This is a genomic window from Massilia sp., assembly GCF_031995545.1.
In the GTDB taxonomy this organism is placed as follows: Bacteria; Pseudomonadota; Gammaproteobacteria; order Burkholderiales; family Burkholderiaceae_D; genus Telluria.
Genome location: NZ_DAMAGA010000038.1, coordinates 1 through 16,981 on the forward strand (window position 1 = coordinate 1; position 16,981 = coordinate 16,981).

The window sequence follows — 16,981 nt, forward strand, 5'->3', positions numbered from 1 at the left end:
TGGTGCCGACGTTGACGTGCGGCTTGGTCCGTTCGAATTTACCTTTTGCCATTTCAGACTCCTAAGATCTAACGATATTTTTGGGAATTACCAGGCACACCTGACGGGCGAGTGCTACGACTGCCAACCAAAATTCTGGTGCCCTTGACGTGGATTGAACACGTGGCCTCTCCCTTACCAAGGGAGTGCTCTACCACTGAGCTACAAGGGCTGATTTTTGCGATGTAGAAACCACCGCACTAACTGGAGCGGGTGAAGGGAATCGAACCCTCGTCGTAAGCTTGGAAGGCTTCTGCTCTACCATTGAGCTACACCCGCGAGGTACAACTTCTATCCGACTTCACAGATCTTCTTTTTGGTGGTGGGGGCTGGATTCGAACCAGCGTACTCAGAGAGGGCAGATTTACAGTCTGCTGCCTTTAACCACTCGGCCACCCCACCGCGAAGAACCGCAGAGTATGAAGCAAGCTCAACGTACTGTCAATCAGGTTTTGGTAGAAGATTTTCTACTTCGCCTGACAGCGTTGCTTCGGGGCGTGATTGTAACGGGCCGACTGTAAAGCTGCAAGGGTGATTTTTGCATGACATGAAAATATTTAATCCCCGCCGCCAAACGCAGGCTCAGGCAGGCGCCAGCGCCGCCAGCACTTGCGCCTTGAGCGCCTTGATCAAGGCGGTCTCGTCCTGCGGCACGCCTTCCGGCGCCGGCACGATGCGGTCAGCGTAGAACAGGCCCAGAGGCACCTTGTTGACCACCAGCGGCAGCACGATGAAGCTTTCGGCATCCGGCAGCAGCGTCTTGTACCAGGCCGGCAGCAGGTCGCGGATCTTGGGGCTGAAGGCATCGGCGATCATCATGTCGGCGTCGTTTTCCAGCGCCAGGTGGAACAGGTCGCGCCGGGCGGCTGCAGGAAACGCGAAGCCGGCCTGCAACGCGGCGGCACTCTCGCCCAGCGCCGCGCGCGCCCGGTACTGGCTGCTGCGCGCGTCGCGCAGGCACAGGGTGGAGAAGCGAAAGCCCATGGCGCCGTGCAGCGTGGACAGCGCCGCCAGCGCCACCTCGTGCATCGCGGCCTTGCCCGAGCCGCGCAGCAGCGTCACTTCCTGCAGCCCGGCCAGCAGCCGCTCGGCCGCGTTCTTCGGCTTGCCGCTGGAGTGGAACTCGTCCTCATCGTCGGCGCCGGCGTCGAGCGAAGCCAGCATCAGCACGCCCGGCAAGCCGTCCGCCGGCGGCGTGTCGCTCTTGGTTGCCCGTTCGAAGCTCAGGCTCTGCAGCATGGCGGTCATGCCTTCCTGCACCGTGCCGAACAGCGTCTCGAGCCCCTCTTGATCCAATTCCAGCGCCGCGCCGTAGCGCTCCAGCAGCGCCGCCACCTCGGGCGAGCGCGCCGGTTCATGGCTCTTGCCCATCAGGCGCGCGATATCGATGCCGAACGAGGCCACCTGGCACATCCATTCGCTGCGGTCTTCTGCCACCGGCAGCGGGCCCGGCGCCAGCGCCGCCTGGGCGCGCACGATCAGTTCGGGAATGTCCCACTCGACCAGCACCGCTTCGGCCAGTGCCGCGTAGCTGCAGCCCAGGATCAGTTGCGAGGCCTGGGCCGGGGTGTACTTGCCGGCCGCCACCAGCGCCGCGATCTCGCGGTAGCGGTCGTATTCGTGGCTGGCCACCAGCAACGGCCCCAGGTTCTTGAACAGGCAGCAGATCGACGCTTCTTCGGCGCCCTTGTACGGGCTGATGCGCGCCATCTCGCGGCCCACCATGCTGGCGCACAGGGCTGCTTCCAGTTCCCCGCGCACGGCGGCGTCCTGCTGGCCGCCGTCGAGCGCATCGACCAGCAGCATCGCCAGCGCGGCGCTGCGCACATTGTCGAAGCCGAGCAGGGAAATGGCGCGCGAGACGGTGGTGACCTGGTTGCCGCCGGCGGTGCGGTATTGCACCGCGTTCGACAGGCGCAGGATGCGCTGGGTCAGGGCCAGGTCGGACATCACGTGCAGCGCCAGGTCTTGCGTGCCGCGGTCGCTGGACGACGTCATCTCGATCACGCGCGCGACCGCGGTGCCGAGCGCGAACATGGCATCGTTGCCGGCCACCTTGCGCAGCAAGGCGGGGCGCACGCGGCGCGCGGCGCCGTCCTGGGGAATGTCCGCCATGTTCAGTTCAGCTCGTTGGTTCAGCTCGTTCGAGTCGGTTGGGCCGGCGTGGTCAGCTTGCCTTGCGCAGGCGCGCCGCCCCGCCCTTGCCATAGCGCTTCAGGATCTGCTGGTGCAGCGCGGCCATGGCGGGCAGCTTGGTGTTGAGCGGGTCGAGCTTGCGCACGTTGCCGATCAGGCCGATCGCCTGCTGGCCCAGCTTGTCGTCCCAGCCCATATGCTCCAGGCAACGCAAGGAGGCCAGCGCGGCATTGAACGCCACCGCCGGGTTGTTCGGCAGCTTCACCGCCGCTTCCAGCATCAGCGCCACCGCGCCATGATAATCGCCATTTTTTGCGCGCGCCGCACCGTCGGCCACCAGGTCGACCACGTGCTGGCGGCTCTGCTGGGCCAGCTCGCGCGCCAGTTCGCCACGCCCGGATTTTTCCAGCACGCCCATGGCGCGGGTCATCACGGTGTCGTTGGCGGCATTGCGCATCACGTCGCGCACGATGCCGGACGCGCCCTCTTCCATGCCATTGTCGAGGCAGCTGCGCGCCAGTTCCAGCTTGATGTCGGCCGACAGGCCGGGCGCATCCTTGCAGGCGGCCAGGGCGCTGGTGAGCGACTCGCCCAGGCGCGCTTCGTTGCCGGTGTATTCGTGCACCAGGGCCGAGGCGATTGCGCTGCACAGCGGGGTGTTGGCGCGCCCGCCCATCGAACGCTCGAGGTCGCGCACGACGGTGGCGGCCGACACCGGGTCGCCCTTGGTCACCAGCGTGCGCACCAGTTTCACGTGGTCTTCGGGGTCGCGGAATTCCGAATACTTGGCCTTGCCCACCACCTGGCGCAGGGCTTTTTCGGCGGTGTCGACGTCGCCCGCCTCGAACGCGGTATCGGCCAGCGTGCGCAGGCGCCGCACCGCATGCGGCGACACCGCCACCGCTTCGGCCAGCACCGCCTGCGACTTGCCGAGCTCGCCGGCGGCGGCATGGGTGCGCGCCAGCCAGTCATAGGCGTCGACGAAATTGCGGTTACTGTCGACCAGGTCTTCCAGGATGTCGCGCGTCTCGGCGTAGCGCTTGCGCAGGAACAGCGTCTTGGCCAGGCCGAGACGAGCCCAGGCAATTGCCTTGATCTCGACCAGCTGGCGATAAATCGGCTCGGCCTGCTCGGCTTCGCCCAGGAACATGTGCAGCTCGGCGCGCAGGCGCAGGAAGTCGACCGCGTAGCGGGTGTGCAGGCGCTGGCCTTCGATGCAGGCGGCAATCGCTTCGTGCTGGTCGCCCGCTTCCATCAGGGTATACACCGGCAGGAAGGCGTTGCGCTTGTCGAGCGCACGCGCGATGCGCTCCAGCAGGCGCTCGGCGGTGAAGGGCTTCAGGACGTAGTCGGTCGGTGCCAGCTCGGCGGCGCTGACCACCTTGCTGTGGTTGCCTTCGGCGGTGACCATGAAGAACATGGTGGCGAGTGGTATCAGCTTGTGGTGGCGCAGGTCTTCCAGCAGCTGCTGGCCGTCCTGGCCACCTTCCAGGTCGTACTCGCACAGGATCAGGTCGAACGAGCGCAGGGTCAGGTGCTTGACGGCCTGGTTCGAGGTGCTGGCATGCTCGATCCGGGTCAGGCCGCACAGCGTGAGCATGCTGTGGATGCTGGCGCGCATCCCGGCGTGGGGCTCGATGATCAGGGCCGTCAGGCCTTCCAGTTCGTTCATTGTTATCCGTATAAGCCTGCGATGGGCATGGGCCGCGGCTGCATGGGCATGCGGCATCGGGCCAGTATATTACGGCTGGGAACTAAAAAAATTTAAATCGGGTATAGCCGCGATGCTGCAGCGGGCGATGCGTACAAAAAACGACAACGCTGCCGTTCATCGCCAAATCAAGGGTGGATTCAGGCTTCCGGCGTGGCTGCCGTGGCCCGGTACAGCGCGGTGCGGCGGCTGGCGTCGCAGTCGGATTTGTTGGCGCCGACGATGATGTTCTGGTAACGCACTTCATACTTGCCGGCGGCCAGCTTGTCGATATTGAAGGTCGAGCGCGACTGCACGTAGGCGTGGCGCACGTTCGAGCGGCGATCCAGGTCGTACAGCTTGACGAAGACCGGCGAGGCGTTGCCGCTATTGTCGATCAGCACCTGCATCTCGGTGCCGTCGTTGCCGACCGGGTAGCCGGGCAGATAGCTCGATTCGAGCGGCCACGGGTCGCCGCTGGGAGCGCTCAGGGTCTGCAGGTCGGTGCCGCAGTCGGGCGCGTGTTCCGGCACCACCAGCTGGGTCACGGCCAGCGCGCGCACCTCGGGTGGCGGCTCCTTGACGCCGAGCGCGCTGGTGCTGCCAGTGCTGGCGTTGCGTTTGGCCCAGCCATCGATGCTGGCGTCGCGGCCGGGCTCGTCGGCATGGGCGACGCTCACCGCGTCCGCCTTGCCCAGGCCGCTCCAGGCCAGGGCGCTAGGGAGCAGCTGCGGCTGCTCGCCCAGCATCACCGCCACCGAGGCGCCGGCGATGAAGGCGCCCATCAAACCCAGCCACCAGCGCGAATCGCGCGCCAGGTGTGCACGCCGCGGACGCGCCGGCTGCTGCTGTTGCTGGGCATCCCAGGCCGGTTCCGGCCCCTTGCGCGGCTGGCCTTCCTTGGCGTTGGAACTCTCGACCCACTCGACTTCCCATTCCTCGGACGCGATCCAGTCGTCGTGCTCCTTGCGCCGGATCGGGTCGGACAGGATGTTGTAGGCCGTATTGACGATGGCCATGATGCGGGCGGCCTTTTCGTCGCCCGGATTCTTGTCGGGATGGTATTTCTGGCTCAGGGCCTTGTAGGATGCACGAATGACTTCCTGCGGCGCATGACGCGACACCTTCAGGTTGTCATAGTGTGTGTGAATCTTGGCCATGGTGTGTCAAGTCTGCCCGCTGGTGCTTGCCGCCGTCATTGTCCTCGGCCGATTCCGGTCGCCCAACCAGGCGCAGAGATATCTTACCGTCTTAGAACCTACCGGAATAGGTTCCTAGTCTCACAGCTTAGCCGGATTTGTGTCCGGTGTGCAAGATGTCAAATAGTCTACAACCTGTGGCTGCGGTCTGCGCGCACGATTGCGTCAGGCAATTGCACATCGTTACCAACTATCAGCACCTTGAACAACTCTCCCATTTCAGCAGGAGACACCAGTTTTTGCACTGCCCGGGAATGGGGTAGATACGAAATCGCTTGTTCAGGGTCGTTTTCCAGCAACAGTTCGCCGATTCCGGCACTCAGCAGGAAGCTGGCCTGGTTCATATAGCCCAGCACCGGCAGGCCGGCATCCTGGGCCGCCAGCGCCATCGCCGTGAAGTCGACGTGGGCGGTGATGTCCTGCAGGCCCGGCAGGTAGAACGGATCCGGGTGTGCATGGTGGCGGTAGTGGCACATCAACGTGCCGCCGATTCGCTGGTCGAGGTAGTACTCGTGGGCCGGGAAGCCGTAGTCGAGCAGGATGGCCGCGCCACGCCCTCCGGCGAACATCTGGGCCAGCGAGCCCATGAAGCCGGCGCCGACCGGGTGCAGCTCGGTGACATAGCCTTCCAGCATGTGCTCGTGCTCGGGCACCTGGCGCGCCAGCTGTTCTTGCAGCCCGGCCCCGAGCGGCGCCTGGACGAAGGCGAAGGCGCCGTTCTCGATCGTCACCATCTGGCGCATCCAGCCGCCGGCCGTGCGGATCACCAGCTCGACCGGCATCGCGTCCAGCACCTCGTTGGCCAGCACCACGCCGCTGAACGATTCCGGCATCGCATCGAGCCAGCGCACCTGTGGCAAATCCTTCAACGCTTCCTGCTGGCGCGCACGCAGTTCGCCCGACAGCTCAATGATGGTGTACGAGTTCAACTCGACGCCCTGTTGCCCCAGCGCCGTGATCACATCGCGTGCCAGGCGGCCGGTGCCGGCGCCGAACTCGATGATGTCGGGCGCGCTTTGGGCGATAATAGCGGCTGCCACGCGCGCCAGGGTCGCGCCGAACAGCGGCGTGATCTCGGGCGCGGTCGTGAAATCCCCGTCAGCGCCGAGCTTGGACGCGCCGCCACTGTAGTAGCCGAGCCGCGGCGCGTACAGCGCCAGTTCCATGAACCGCGAAAACGCGATCTGTCCGCCGTCTCGTTCGATCTCGGCGGCGATCAACTGTTGCAGGGATTGGGAAGCGGCGAGCGCATCGGGGTCGGGTACGGGCAGGGACATCGCGTTATTTAAATGAGGAACCAAGGGCAAACCGCCATTCTACCGATGGCGCGCCGATATCGATGAGCACAATCTCTTCCACTAACAACAAAGTCGCGCTGGTGACCGGCGCCGCCAAGCGGCTGGGACGCGCCATCGCGCTCGAGCTGGCCGCAGCCGGCTGGGACATCGTGGTCCACTACGGCGCGTCCAGCGCAGAGGCCGAACGCACCGTGGCCGAGATCGAGGCCCTGGGCCGGCGCGCGGTGGCGCTGCAGTGCGAGCTGGCCGACGAGGCCGCCGTGCGCCGCTTGTTGCCAGAAGCGAACACTTTGTTGGGGCCGGTCAGCTGCATCGTCAACAACGCCTCGCTTTTCGATTATGATGCCGCTCTTGATTTCTCGCACGCGCGCCTCGACCGCCACATGCACATCAACCTGGCGGCGCCGATCCTGCTGGCGCGCGCGCTGTTCGATGCGACGCCGGAGGGAAGCCAAGCGGTGGTGATCAACCTGCTCGACCAGAAGCTGTACAACCTGAATCCCGATTTCCTGTCGTACACCCTCTCGAAAGCGGCGCTGGAAAGCGCCACCACCATGCTGGCGCAGGCGCTGGCACCGCGCGTGCGCCTGGTCGGCGTGGCGCCGGGGCTGACAATGATCAGCCATTTGCAGACCGAAGAAGAATTCTGCGCCACCCACGCGCTGTCGCCGCTCGGAGAGTCGAGCCGGCCGGACGAGGTGGCGCAGGCCGTCGTGTTCGCCGCCCGCAACCGGGCATTGACCGGCACCACGCTGCTGGTCGATGGCGGCCAGCACCTGATGCCCATGTCCCGCGATTTCAGCCTCATCAACAGGAATACCTAATGTTCATTCACCCGCGCCTGGAACACTGCCGCCGCCTCTTCATCCGCGATTACCGCCTGGACATGGAGATCGGCGCCTATTCCCACGAAAAGAACAAATCGCAGCACGTCGTCGTGAACATCGAATTCTGGGTGCCGCTGGAGTGGAACACGCCGCTGTCGGACGAGCTCGACGAAATCGTCAACCACGACTTCGTGCGTCCCGGCATCCGGGACATCATCAGCCGCGGCCACATCAACCTGCAGGAAACCCTGTGCGATGCGATCGTCGCGCTGGTGCTGGCGCACCCGAAAGTGGTGGCCGCACGCGTGATGACCGAAAAGCGCGAGGTATATCCGGATTGCCTGTCGGCCGGCGTCGAAGTATTCAAATTCAAAGAGTAATTTATGAACAGCATGACCACGGAAAACCTGGAACAGCCTGCCGCCGATGAGGTGTCCGCTAAGCGTGCCGAAAAAATCGCGCACGAGAACAACAAGCTGCACAAGCGCCTGTGCCGCCTGGTGGGCCAGGCGATCGGCGACTTCAACATGATCGAGGACGGCGACAAGGTGATGGTCTGCCTGTCCGGCGGCAAGGACAGCTACGCCCTGCTCGACATCCTGATGACGCTGCGCGAACGCGCGCCGATCCACTTCGACATCGTCGCGGTGAACCTGGACCAGAAGCAGCCGAACTTCCCGGCCGACGTGCTGCCGGCCTACCTGGATAAACTGGGCGTGCCGTACCACATCGAGAACCAGGACACCTACAGCATCGTCAAGCGCCTGATCCCGGAAGGCAAGACCACCTGCTCGCTGTGCTCGCGCCTGCGCCGCGGCATCCTGTACCGCGTGGCCGATGAGCTGGGTTGCAACAAGATCGCACTGGGCCACCACCGCGACGACATCCTCGAGACCTTCTTCCTGAACATGTTCTTCGGCGGGAAGCTGAAAGGCATGCCGGCCAAGCTGGTGTCGGACGATGGCAAGCACATGGTGATCCGTCCGCTGGCCTACGTGAAGGAAGCCGATACCGAGCGCTATGCCGAAGTGAAGGGCTTCCCGATCATTCCGTGCGACCTGTGCGGTTCGCAGGAAAACCTGCAACGCAAGCAGATCAAGGCCATGCTGCGCGACTGGGAGAAGAAGCATCCGGGCCGCGTCGAGAACGTGTTCTCGTCGCTGTCGACCGTGGTGCCGTCGCACCTGCAGGACCGGGACCTGTTCGGGTTCGTGGATCTGAAGACCGATGGCGTGCCCAATCCACTGGGCGATATCGCGTTCGATGAAGAGCCGTGCTCGACCCCGGCCAGCAACACGATTTCGCTGACCCAGCTGTAACACCCTCCTTCCCCCCAGAAAGGCAGACGCTTCGGCGTTCTGCCTTTTTTTTCGCCTGTTCACAGCCTGTCTCAAACAAAAGTGCCTAGCGCTCTTTTCTTTCGAACGAAAGATTAATAACCAAAATAACATAGATACAACAGGAAATTCGAAATATCGTAAGAAGCTTTGTGTTGCACAGAGTTTCGCTATAGACTCAATAACACTGTATCCGCCAGCGCCCTCCAAGGTGCTTTCGATATCTATAAACCGAAACCTCAGTAAGTGAAGGCGTACGTCATACGAAATCAAACGAAAGCACCGATCAACTCCTGCCAGCCGGCTCTGCACTGCGGCTGGCGGACGTGGTGATCGCCACCGGTCAGCCCTTCCCAGCTACAAGATTCGCCCACGCTGCTCCAACAAACCTATAAAAGGAAGCGTTAAATGAATTCTCATCTGCAATGCCGCCCGCACGCTGCCAGTCACGCCCGCCCCGTGCTGAAACCGCTCACTTCCGCCTGCCTGCTGGCACTGGCCACGCTGGCGGCACCAGTCCACGCCCAGGTGGAAGCCCCCGCGCCGGCCGATACAGTCACCGCCACGCCCGACGAGGGAAAAGTCGAACAGGTCGTCGTCAGCGGCACCCGCGCCAGCCTGCAGCAGTCGCTGGCGCTCAAGCGCAACTCGGCGGTGGTGCAGGACAGCATCAGCGCAACCGAACTCGGCCGCTTCCCGGACAACAACGTGGCCGACTCGCTCAGCCACATCACCGGCGTCGCGATCTCGCGTACCGCCGGCGGCGAAGGCCAGCGGGTCAGCATCCGCGGCCTGGGCCCCGACTATACGATCACCACCTTCAACGGCCGCCTGCTGGGCACCGACGGCGCCGGCCGCGACTTCGCCTATGACGTGCTGCCGGCCGACGTCATCAATGGCGCCGACGTCGTCAAGTCGACCCAGGCGCAGCTGATGGAAGGCGCGATCGGCGGCCTGGTCAACCTGCGCTCGGCCAGCCCGTTCGACCAGAAGGGCCAGCGCGGCCTGCTGCGCGTGGAAGGCGACCGCAACCAGATGAGCCACCTGAACGGCAAGAAGCTGTCGGGCACCTACAGCAACACCTTCAACGACAAGGTCGGCGTGCTGCTGGGCGTGGTGTATGCCAAGCGCGACGTGCGCACCGACACCGCCGGCAACGATGGCGGCTGGTCGCGCAACGCGATCCCGAGCGACCCCAGCCAGTTCTGGGAATCCGGCAACACCTGGGGCGGCGCCATCGATCCCAACGGCAACGGCGTCCTCGACCCCAGCGAAGAAGGCCTGATCGCCCCGGGCCAGTTCCGCTTCGGTTCCATCATGGAGAAGAAGGAACGCATGGCGCTCTCGGGCAAGGTGGAGTGGCGCCCGCGTAGCGACGTGAAAGTCATCGTCGACGGCTTCGCGACCCGCCTCGATTCGCCCCAGGTCGGCTACCAGCTGTCGTACTACCCTTTGTTTGCGCCGGGCCGCTGGTCCGACATCAAGGTCACCAACAACGTGGTGACCGACATGACCCTCAACAGCAGCGACCCCGAGCTGCGCCTGAATCCCGAAGTCCTGAACATGACCGAGTACCGGGTGGTGGATACCGCCATGATCGGCACCCGGGCCGAATGGAAGGTCTCGCCGTCACTGACCGTGGCAGGCGACGCCTACCTGTCGACCTCGAAGCGCGACTCCGGCGGCAAGGACAGCTACGTCGTGCTGCGCATGAACCAGCCCAACGTGACGCGCATCCGCCTCAACGGCGGCGCGGTGCCCGACGTCACCACCACGCTGGCCGACGGCCGCGACCTGCAGAGCGGCCTGGCCCAGGGCCTGTTCACCGCCAACGACTTCAATACCCACTACTACAGCCGCGCCGGCGACAATATCGACGACCGCATCGGTGGCGCGACGCTCGATGCCGACTGGAAGGTGGACCGCTTCAATGTCGACCGCCTGAAATTCGGCCTGAGCCACACCAACCGCAAGAAGTCGCGCGACATGATCAACAACGCCTTCAACGCGGGCGCCGACCATTACTCCGGCGAGAACGCGATCAACGTGGGCGACCTGGGCGGCAACGTCATCAACCAGACCTTCACCCCGCGCGGCTTCCTCTCGGGCGTGAGCGGCAACTTCCCGCGCAGCTTCCTCGGCTTCGACATCGACAATTACGCGCAGGCGCTGGCCGGCTACGACGGCAAGCCGCGCCCGGGCGGCGGCGTGTACAGCTCGACCCTGTCGGCGCCCGCCTTCAACCCGCTGGAAAGCTACCGCGTGACCGAAAAGACCTCGGCCGCCTTCGTGCAGGCCGACCTGCAGGGCGAGCGCTGGTTCGCCGACGTCGGCGTGCGCCTGGTGCACACCAAGACCGGCGCCCAGGCCTGGGACGCCAAGATCAACGACATCATCGAGTACGGCGCGTTCAACTACACCGCCGTCTATGCCGATCCGTCGGTGGTCCAGCAGGATGCCAGCTATACCTACGCGCTGCCGTCGGCCAACTTCACCTATTCGCTGACCGACACCCTGCAGCTGCGCCTGGGCGCCGCCAAGACCATGGCGCGGCCGTCGGTGGACAAGCTGGCGCCGTCCAGCACCACCGCCAGCATCTCGTGGGGCGACTTCACGCAAATCTACGGCGGCAATGCCGACCTCAAGCCGTACACCGCGGTCCAGGGCGACATCTCGCTGGAATGGTATTACGCCAAGAACTCGGCCCTGACCCTGGCCCTGTACCAGAAGAACATCAAGAACCAGATCACCAACCTGTGGCTGACCGGCCAAGACATCGGCGCGCCCGGCGGACGCCTGTTCAATGTCCAGCGTCCGATCAACGGCGACAGCGCCAAGGCGCGCGGCATGGAAATCGGCCTGCAGCACCTGTTCGACAACGGCTTCGGCGTGCGCGCCCAGTACACCCGCAACCTGTCGAGCAGCTGGGTGCAAGGCATCGAGCGTCCGCTCGAAGGCATCGCGCCGGCGACCGCGTCGCTGGGCGTGCTGTACGAGCGTGGCCCGTGGAGCATGAGCGCCACCGCCGACTACACCGACTCGTTCGTCACCGCCACCAACGTGATCGGTTCCGGCTTCAACGAGGTGGCCAGTTCGGTGACCTGGCTCACGGCCCAGCTCGCCTATGAGGTCAACAAGTCGCTGCGCATCAGCATCGAAGGCAACAACCTGACCGACGCCGAGCAGACGCCCAAGCTGACCAACGGCGTCGTCAGCCTGCCCAACGGCTACTATCGTTATGGCCGTTCGATCACCGTGGGTGCGAGCCTGAAGTTCTGATGAAACTGGAGTCCTGATGCGATCATTTGTCTTCTCGTTTGCCGCCCTGCTGTGCGGGGCGGCGTCTTTCCCGGTCCATGCTGCCGATGCGGCCAGCTACACCATGGCCGACTACGCCGGCGTCGCCAAGATCGACGTCCACCTGCACCTGCACGACGAGGCGCCGGCCTTCATGGCGTCGGCCAAGGCCCAGAACTTCAAGGTACTGACGATCAACGTCGACTACCCCGACTTTCCGCCGCTGGACGACCAGCAGCGCGTCGCCATCGCGCTGAAAAAGCAGTTCCCGCAAGACGTTGCCTGGGTCGCCAGCTTCTCGGTCGCCGGCTCCGACCAGCCGGCCTGGCTGGCCGCCACCCGCCATCGCCTGGCCGGCTCGACGCAAGCCGGCGCCGTGGGCGTCAAGGTATGGAAGAACATCGGCATGGATCTGCGCGACAGCGACAAGCAGCTGGTGATGATCGACGACGCCCGCTTCGCGCCGTTGTTCGACGACCTGGCGCGGCAAGGCATCCCGCTGCTCGGCCACCAGGGCGAGCCGCACAACTGCTGGCTGCCGCTGAATAAAATGACGACGAATAACGACCGCGCCTACTTCAAGGCCCATCCGCAGTACCACATGCACCGGCACCCCGAGATGCCGAGCTGGGAAGCCCAGATGGCCGCGCGCGACCGCATGGTGGCGGCGCACCCGGACCTGCACTTCATCGGCGTGCACCTGGCGTCGCTCGAGCGCGACGTCGACGAACTGGCCGCGTTCCTGGACCGCTTCCCGACCGCGGTGGTGGACATCGCGGCGCGCATCGGCCAGGTGCAGTTCCAGAGCCAGAAAGACCGCGAGCGCGTGCGCCAGTTCTTCATCAAGTACCAGGACCGCATCATGTACGGCAGCGACATGGCGCAAGCTCCGGGCCAGGACGGCGCCGCGCTCGGACGCGAGGCTGAACAGGTATGGCGCATGCACTGGCGCTACTTCAACACGTCGGACTCCATCAAGGTCGCCGATCTCGATAAACCGGTGCAAGGCTTGGGCCTGCCGCGCGAGGTGGTGGACAAGCTGTATCGCACGAATGCCGAACGCGCCTTCCCGGGTGCATGGGGAGGCCAACCATGACCGCGCGCCGTGCATTTCTCGGCTGGCTGGGCGCCGCCCCGCTGGCCACGCAGATCCCGCTCGCCCATGCCGCCGCCGGCAAGGGCCATGTGCGCGTCGAGGACAGCGCCGTGTCGCTGCAGTTCGACGAGCAGATGCGCTGCCGCATCGTCAGCCTGGTGGGCAAGCAGCCGACCGTGCTGACCGGCTTCGACACTAGCGAACACCTGGTCGTGGGCGGCAAGCCGTTCGGACGCTTCACGCTGCGCGAAGCCAAACCGGCGCGCGCCACCACCCTGTTCGGCGCCGGCCAGGCGCTGCACCTGGTCGGCAGCTCGAAGGAAGGCATCGAAAAGCGCGTGACAGTAACGCTGCTCGACGAGCATCCGGGCCTGGCCCTGCTCGACGTGAGCTACGTGAACACGGGAACCAAGCCGCTGGCGATCGACGCCTGGGTCAACGGCGCGCACCGCCTGGCCGCCGCGCCGCGCCATGCGGGCGGCTACTGGACCTATTCCGGCGCCAGCCACGCCGACCGGCGCGACTGGGTGCAGCCGGTGAAGCGCGGCTACGAGCAGGGCAACTTCATGGGCATGAACGCGTCGGACTACGGCGGCGGCACGCCGGTGGCCGATGTCTGGCGGCGCGATGTCGGCCTGGCGGTCGGCCACCTGGCTCTGAAGCCGCTGCTGGTTTCGCTGCCGGTGAAGGCAGCAGGCGACCAGGTCGACATCTGCCTGCGCGGCGACCTGCCGCAAGAGAAGGAGCAGGCGCAGACGCTGGCGCCTGGCGCCACGCTGGCCACGCCGCCGACCTTCATCGCCGTGCACCGCGGCGACTTTTACGTGCCGCTGGAGCGCTATCGCATCCTGATGGCGGCGCAGGGCATGGCCGCGCCCGAGCCGCCGCAAAGCGCCTATGAGGCGCAGTGGTGCGCCTGGGGCTACGAACGCGACTTCTCGCTCGACTACGTGCGCGCCACGCTGCCCAAGGTGCAGGAGCTGGGCTTCAAGTGGGCGGTGCTGGACGACGGCTGGCAGGTGAAGACCGGCGACTGGACGCCGGACCTGGCCAAGTTCCCGCGCGGCGGCGACGAGATGAAGGCGCTGGTGGCCGACATCCACGCGCGCGGCATGAAGGCGCGGCTGTGGATCGCGCCGCTGGCCGTGGCCCCCGGCAGCGACGAGCTGCACGAGCACACCGACCTGCTGCTGCTCGATGAAGCCGGGGCCCCCCAGGACGTGACGTGGTGGAACTGCTTCTACCTGTGCCCTGCCTACGACAAGACCCAGGCGCGCCTGGCCGCGACGATCAGGATGATCATCGCCGACTGGGGCTTCGACGGCCTCAAGGTCGATGGCCAGCACCTGAATGGCGTGGCGCCCTGCTTCAATCCCAAGCACAAGCACCAGCGGCCGGAAGAATCGGTCGAGGCGGTGTCCGCCTTCTACAAGGTCATGCACGACGTGGCGCATGCGGCCAACCCGGAAGCGGTGGTCGAGGTTTGCCCTTGCGGCACCAGCTACGCCTTCCACAACATGCCGTACATGGACCAGGCGCCGTCGTCCGACCCGCTCTCGAGCTGGCAGGTACGGCACAAGGGCAAAACCCTGAAGGCGCTGATGGGGCCATGGTCGGCGTACGCAGGCGACCACGTGGAGCTGAGCACCGGCGGCCAGGATTTCGCCTCCAGCGTCGGCATCGGCGCGGTGGTGGCCACCAAGTTCACCTGGCCGGTGGATCCCAAACCCAAGGACTCGTTCCTGCTCACGCCCGAGCGCGAAGCGCACTGGCGCCAGTGGGTCGACCTGTATAACAAACAGCGGCTGGCCGAAGGCCGTTACCGCGGCGAGCTGTACGACCTTGGTTTCGACAAGCCGGAGACCCACGTGGTGCAACAGGGCGGCGCCATGCACTACGCCTTCTATGCCGACCAGTGGGACGGCGCGATTGCCTTGCGCGGCCTGGGACCGGGCGCCTGGACCGTACGCGAGTCGCTCAGCGGCAAGGTGCTGGGCAAGGTGACGGCCGCCAGTCCGACGCTCCCGATCCGCTTCGGCCACAGCCTGCTGATCGAGGCGCGGCCCGACCTTCCCGATGCGCTGCCGGTGGCATTCGCCGGCCGCGTCGCGCAGGTGGCGTCGGACGGCTTCCCGCGCGCATCGCAATGGGCCGACGCGCCCACCACCTTCTTCCGCCACGACTGGCAGGGTAAACCGCTGGCCGGTCCGCAATCGACCCGGGTGCAGCTGCTGCGCGGCGCCGGCCAGCTGTACCTGCGCTTCATCTGCAAGTTCGAGTCGGTGAACACCTTCGAGCGCGCCGGCTCGGACAGCACCATCTGGCCGCTGTGGGAGCGCGACGTGGTCGAGGTGTTCCTGCAGGCGCCGCAGCGCGCGGGCCTGAACAGCTACCGCGAGGTGCAGGTAGCGCCCAACGGGATGCTGCAGGAGATCGCGGTCGAGGTGTCGGGCAAGAAGCGCATCAACGGCGGCAGCCGCGCCAGAACCCACGTCGATGCCGGCAACAAGGTCTGGACCGCCGAGCTGGCGGTGCCGATGCAGGACAGCGGCGGGGATGGCTGGCGCCTGAACCTGTTCCGCGTGGAAGGGGCCGGCAAGGAGCGCGTCCATTCCGCCTGGAGCCCGACCGGCACCGGCGGCGGCAAGCCCGACTTCCACGTCCCGGCCGCCTTCGGCCGCCTGCTGGACGCGTGATGCCGCGGCGCCTGTGCCCGATCGCCCTGCTGCTGGTGGCGCTGTCGGCGCAGGCGGCGCCACTGCCAGGCGCCATGGTCGGCACCACGTTCGGTGGCACCGATGACGACGTCGCCAATCCCGAGCGCGGCATGTATGTCTGGGCGGCCGACAACCTGGCCGCCTGGACGCAGGCGCAAGCCGATGCCCAGTTCGCGGCCGGCTACCGCCTGGTCTATGCGCCGGTGCGGCTGGACCGGTATGCCGATGCGGCGCTGCCCGCGGCGCTGCTGGCCGAGGTGTCCGGCGGCTTCGCCATCGCGCGGCGCGCCGGCCTGAAGGTTATTCCGCGTTTTATCTACAACTACCCTGCCGGCGAAACCGGGTATCAGGCGGCGCAGGATGCCCCGCTTGATCGTGTGCTGAGCCACATCGACCAACTCAAGCCGGTGCTGGCGGCGAATGCGGATGTCATCGCCTATCTGCAGGCCGGATTCGTCGGCGCCTGGGGCGAATGGCACACCTCGTCCAACGAGCTCACCGCACCGGCGGCGCGCGCCCGGATCCGCGACGCGCTGCTGGGCGCCCTGCCGGCCAACCGCTTCCTGCAGTTGCGTTATCCCCCCTACCTGATGGCGTGGCCGGCCACAGCGCGCATCGGCGTGCACAACGACTGCTTCCTGGCCTCGACCACCGATGTCGGCACCTACAGCGAAGACGCCAGCACCCGCCGGCGAGAACGCGACTACGTGGCCGCGCTGGCGAACATCGCGCCGTTCGGCGCCGAGACCTGCAATCCTGCGGACGAGATGGCTCCGACACCGCGCGCGGACTGCGGCGACATCCTGCGCGAGGGACGGCAATTTGGCCTGACCTACCTGAACGACAGCTACTATCGAAAGCTGTTTCACGACCGCTGGCAGGCGCAGGGCTGCATGGCGCAGGTCAAACGCAGCATGGGCTACCGCTTCAAGCTGCTGACGCTGCGGCATAGCGCCGTTGTGGCGGCCGGCGGCACGGGCCAGCTGGCGCTGACGGTGCGCAACCGCGGCTGGGCGCGTGCCTTCAATCCGCGTGCGGTGCAGCTCGTGCTCAGGGAACGCGCCGGCGGCGCGGTGTTGCGGATTGCGCTGGCATCGGTCGACCCGCGCGCCTGGCTGCCGGAACGGACCAGCAAGGCGGAGGTACGATTCGAGGTGCCGGGCGGCACGCGCGGCGGTGTGTACGATGTACTGCTGGCCTTGCCGGATGGCGCCGCCTCGCTGGCCGGAGACGCGCGCTACAGCGTGCGTCCCGCCAATGCCGACGATGCCGACAAGGCGCAGGGATGGGATGTCGCGCTGGGGGCGTTCCGCACCGGGACCACGCTGCGCATTCGCTGAAGCGT

11 protein-coding genes and 3 tRNA genes are annotated in these 16,981 nt (G+C 65.8%); 7 read left to right on the forward strand and 7 right to left on the reverse strand.

Annotated features, from left to right (window positions below):
• Positions 1-136: 136 nt before the first annotated feature.
• From RTQ83_RS20070 to RTQ83_RS20100, 7 genes are all read right to left on the reverse strand, one after another.
• Positions 137-211, reverse strand: a tRNA-Thr gene (locus RTQ83_RS20070).
• A gap of 33 nt (positions 212-244) precedes the next feature.
• A tRNA-Gly gene (locus RTQ83_RS20075) sits at positions 245-318 on the reverse strand.
• Between the two features lie 38 nt (positions 319-356).
• Positions 357-441, reverse strand: a tRNA-Tyr gene (locus tag RTQ83_RS20080).
• Between the two features lie 180 nt (positions 442-621).
• Positions 622-2,154: an HDOD domain-containing protein gene (locus RTQ83_RS20085; protein ID WP_312518475.1), complete on the reverse strand. Its 1,533-nt coding sequence runs from the start codon at positions 2,152-2,154 to the stop codon at positions 622-624.
• Positions 2,155-2,206: 52 nt separating this feature from the next.
• Positions 2,207-3,847, reverse strand: a complete 1,641-nt coding sequence (locus RTQ83_RS20090) for a response regulator (RefSeq protein ID WP_312518478.1) — start codon at positions 3,845-3,847, stop codon at positions 2,207-2,209.
• Positions 3,848-4,026: 179 nt separating this feature from the next.
• Positions 4,027-5,025, reverse strand: coding sequence for a J domain-containing protein (locus RTQ83_RS20095; protein WP_312518481.1), 999 nt, complete (start codon positions 5,023-5,025; stop codon positions 4,027-4,029).
• A 167-nt stretch (positions 5,026-5,192) separates the two neighbouring features.
• On the reverse strand, positions 5,193-6,341 hold the full coding sequence (locus RTQ83_RS20100; RefSeq protein WP_312518483.1) for an SAM-dependent methyltransferase: 1,149 nt from the start codon (positions 6,339-6,341) through the stop codon (positions 5,193-5,195).
• 62 nt (positions 6,342-6,403) lie between these two features.
• On the opposite strand from RTQ83_RS20100, the gene RTQ83_RS20105 reads away from it, so the two are divergent.
• From RTQ83_RS20105 to RTQ83_RS20135, 7 genes are all read left to right on the forward strand, one after another.
• Positions 6,404-7,186 carry an SDR family oxidoreductase gene (locus RTQ83_RS20105; protein WP_312518487.1) on the forward strand — a complete coding sequence of 261 codons (783 nt, stop codon included), beginning with the start codon at positions 6,404-6,406 and terminating at the stop codon, positions 7,184-7,186.
• A complete protein-coding gene (locus tag RTQ83_RS20110; protein ID WP_312518489.1) occupies positions 7,186-7,569 on the forward strand; it encodes a dihydroneopterin aldolase in 384 nt (127 codons plus the stop codon). Before RTQ83_RS20105 ends, RTQ83_RS20110 begins: the two co-directional genes overlap by 1 nt.
• Positions 7,570-7,572: 3 nt before the next feature.
• Positions 7,573-8,508, forward strand: a complete 936-nt coding sequence (ttcA, locus tag RTQ83_RS20115; RefSeq protein WP_409456132.1) for a tRNA 2-thiocytidine(32) synthetase TtcA — start codon at positions 7,573-7,575, stop codon at positions 8,506-8,508.
• 426 nt (positions 8,509-8,934) lie between these two features.
• On the forward strand, positions 8,935-11,805 hold the full coding sequence (locus RTQ83_RS20120; RefSeq protein ID WP_312518492.1) for a TonB-dependent receptor: 2,871 nt from the start codon (positions 8,935-8,937) through the stop codon (positions 11,803-11,805).
• A gap of 16 nt (positions 11,806-11,821) precedes the next feature.
• A complete protein-coding gene (locus tag RTQ83_RS20125) occupies positions 11,822-12,919 on the forward strand; it encodes an amidohydrolase family protein (protein WP_312518495.1) in 1,098 nt (365 codons plus the stop codon).
• Entirely contained in the window at positions 12,916-15,615 is a 2,700-nt protein-coding gene (locus RTQ83_RS20130; protein WP_312518498.1) for an alpha-galactosidase, read from the forward strand. Before RTQ83_RS20125 ends, RTQ83_RS20130 begins: the two co-directional genes overlap by 4 nt.
• Entirely contained in the window at positions 15,615-16,976 is a 1,362-nt protein-coding gene (locus RTQ83_RS20135; protein ID WP_312518501.1) for a DUF4832 domain-containing protein, read from the forward strand. The genes RTQ83_RS20130 and RTQ83_RS20135 overlap by 1 nt, the downstream gene beginning before the upstream one ends.
• Positions 16,977-16,981: the final 5 nt, after the last annotated feature.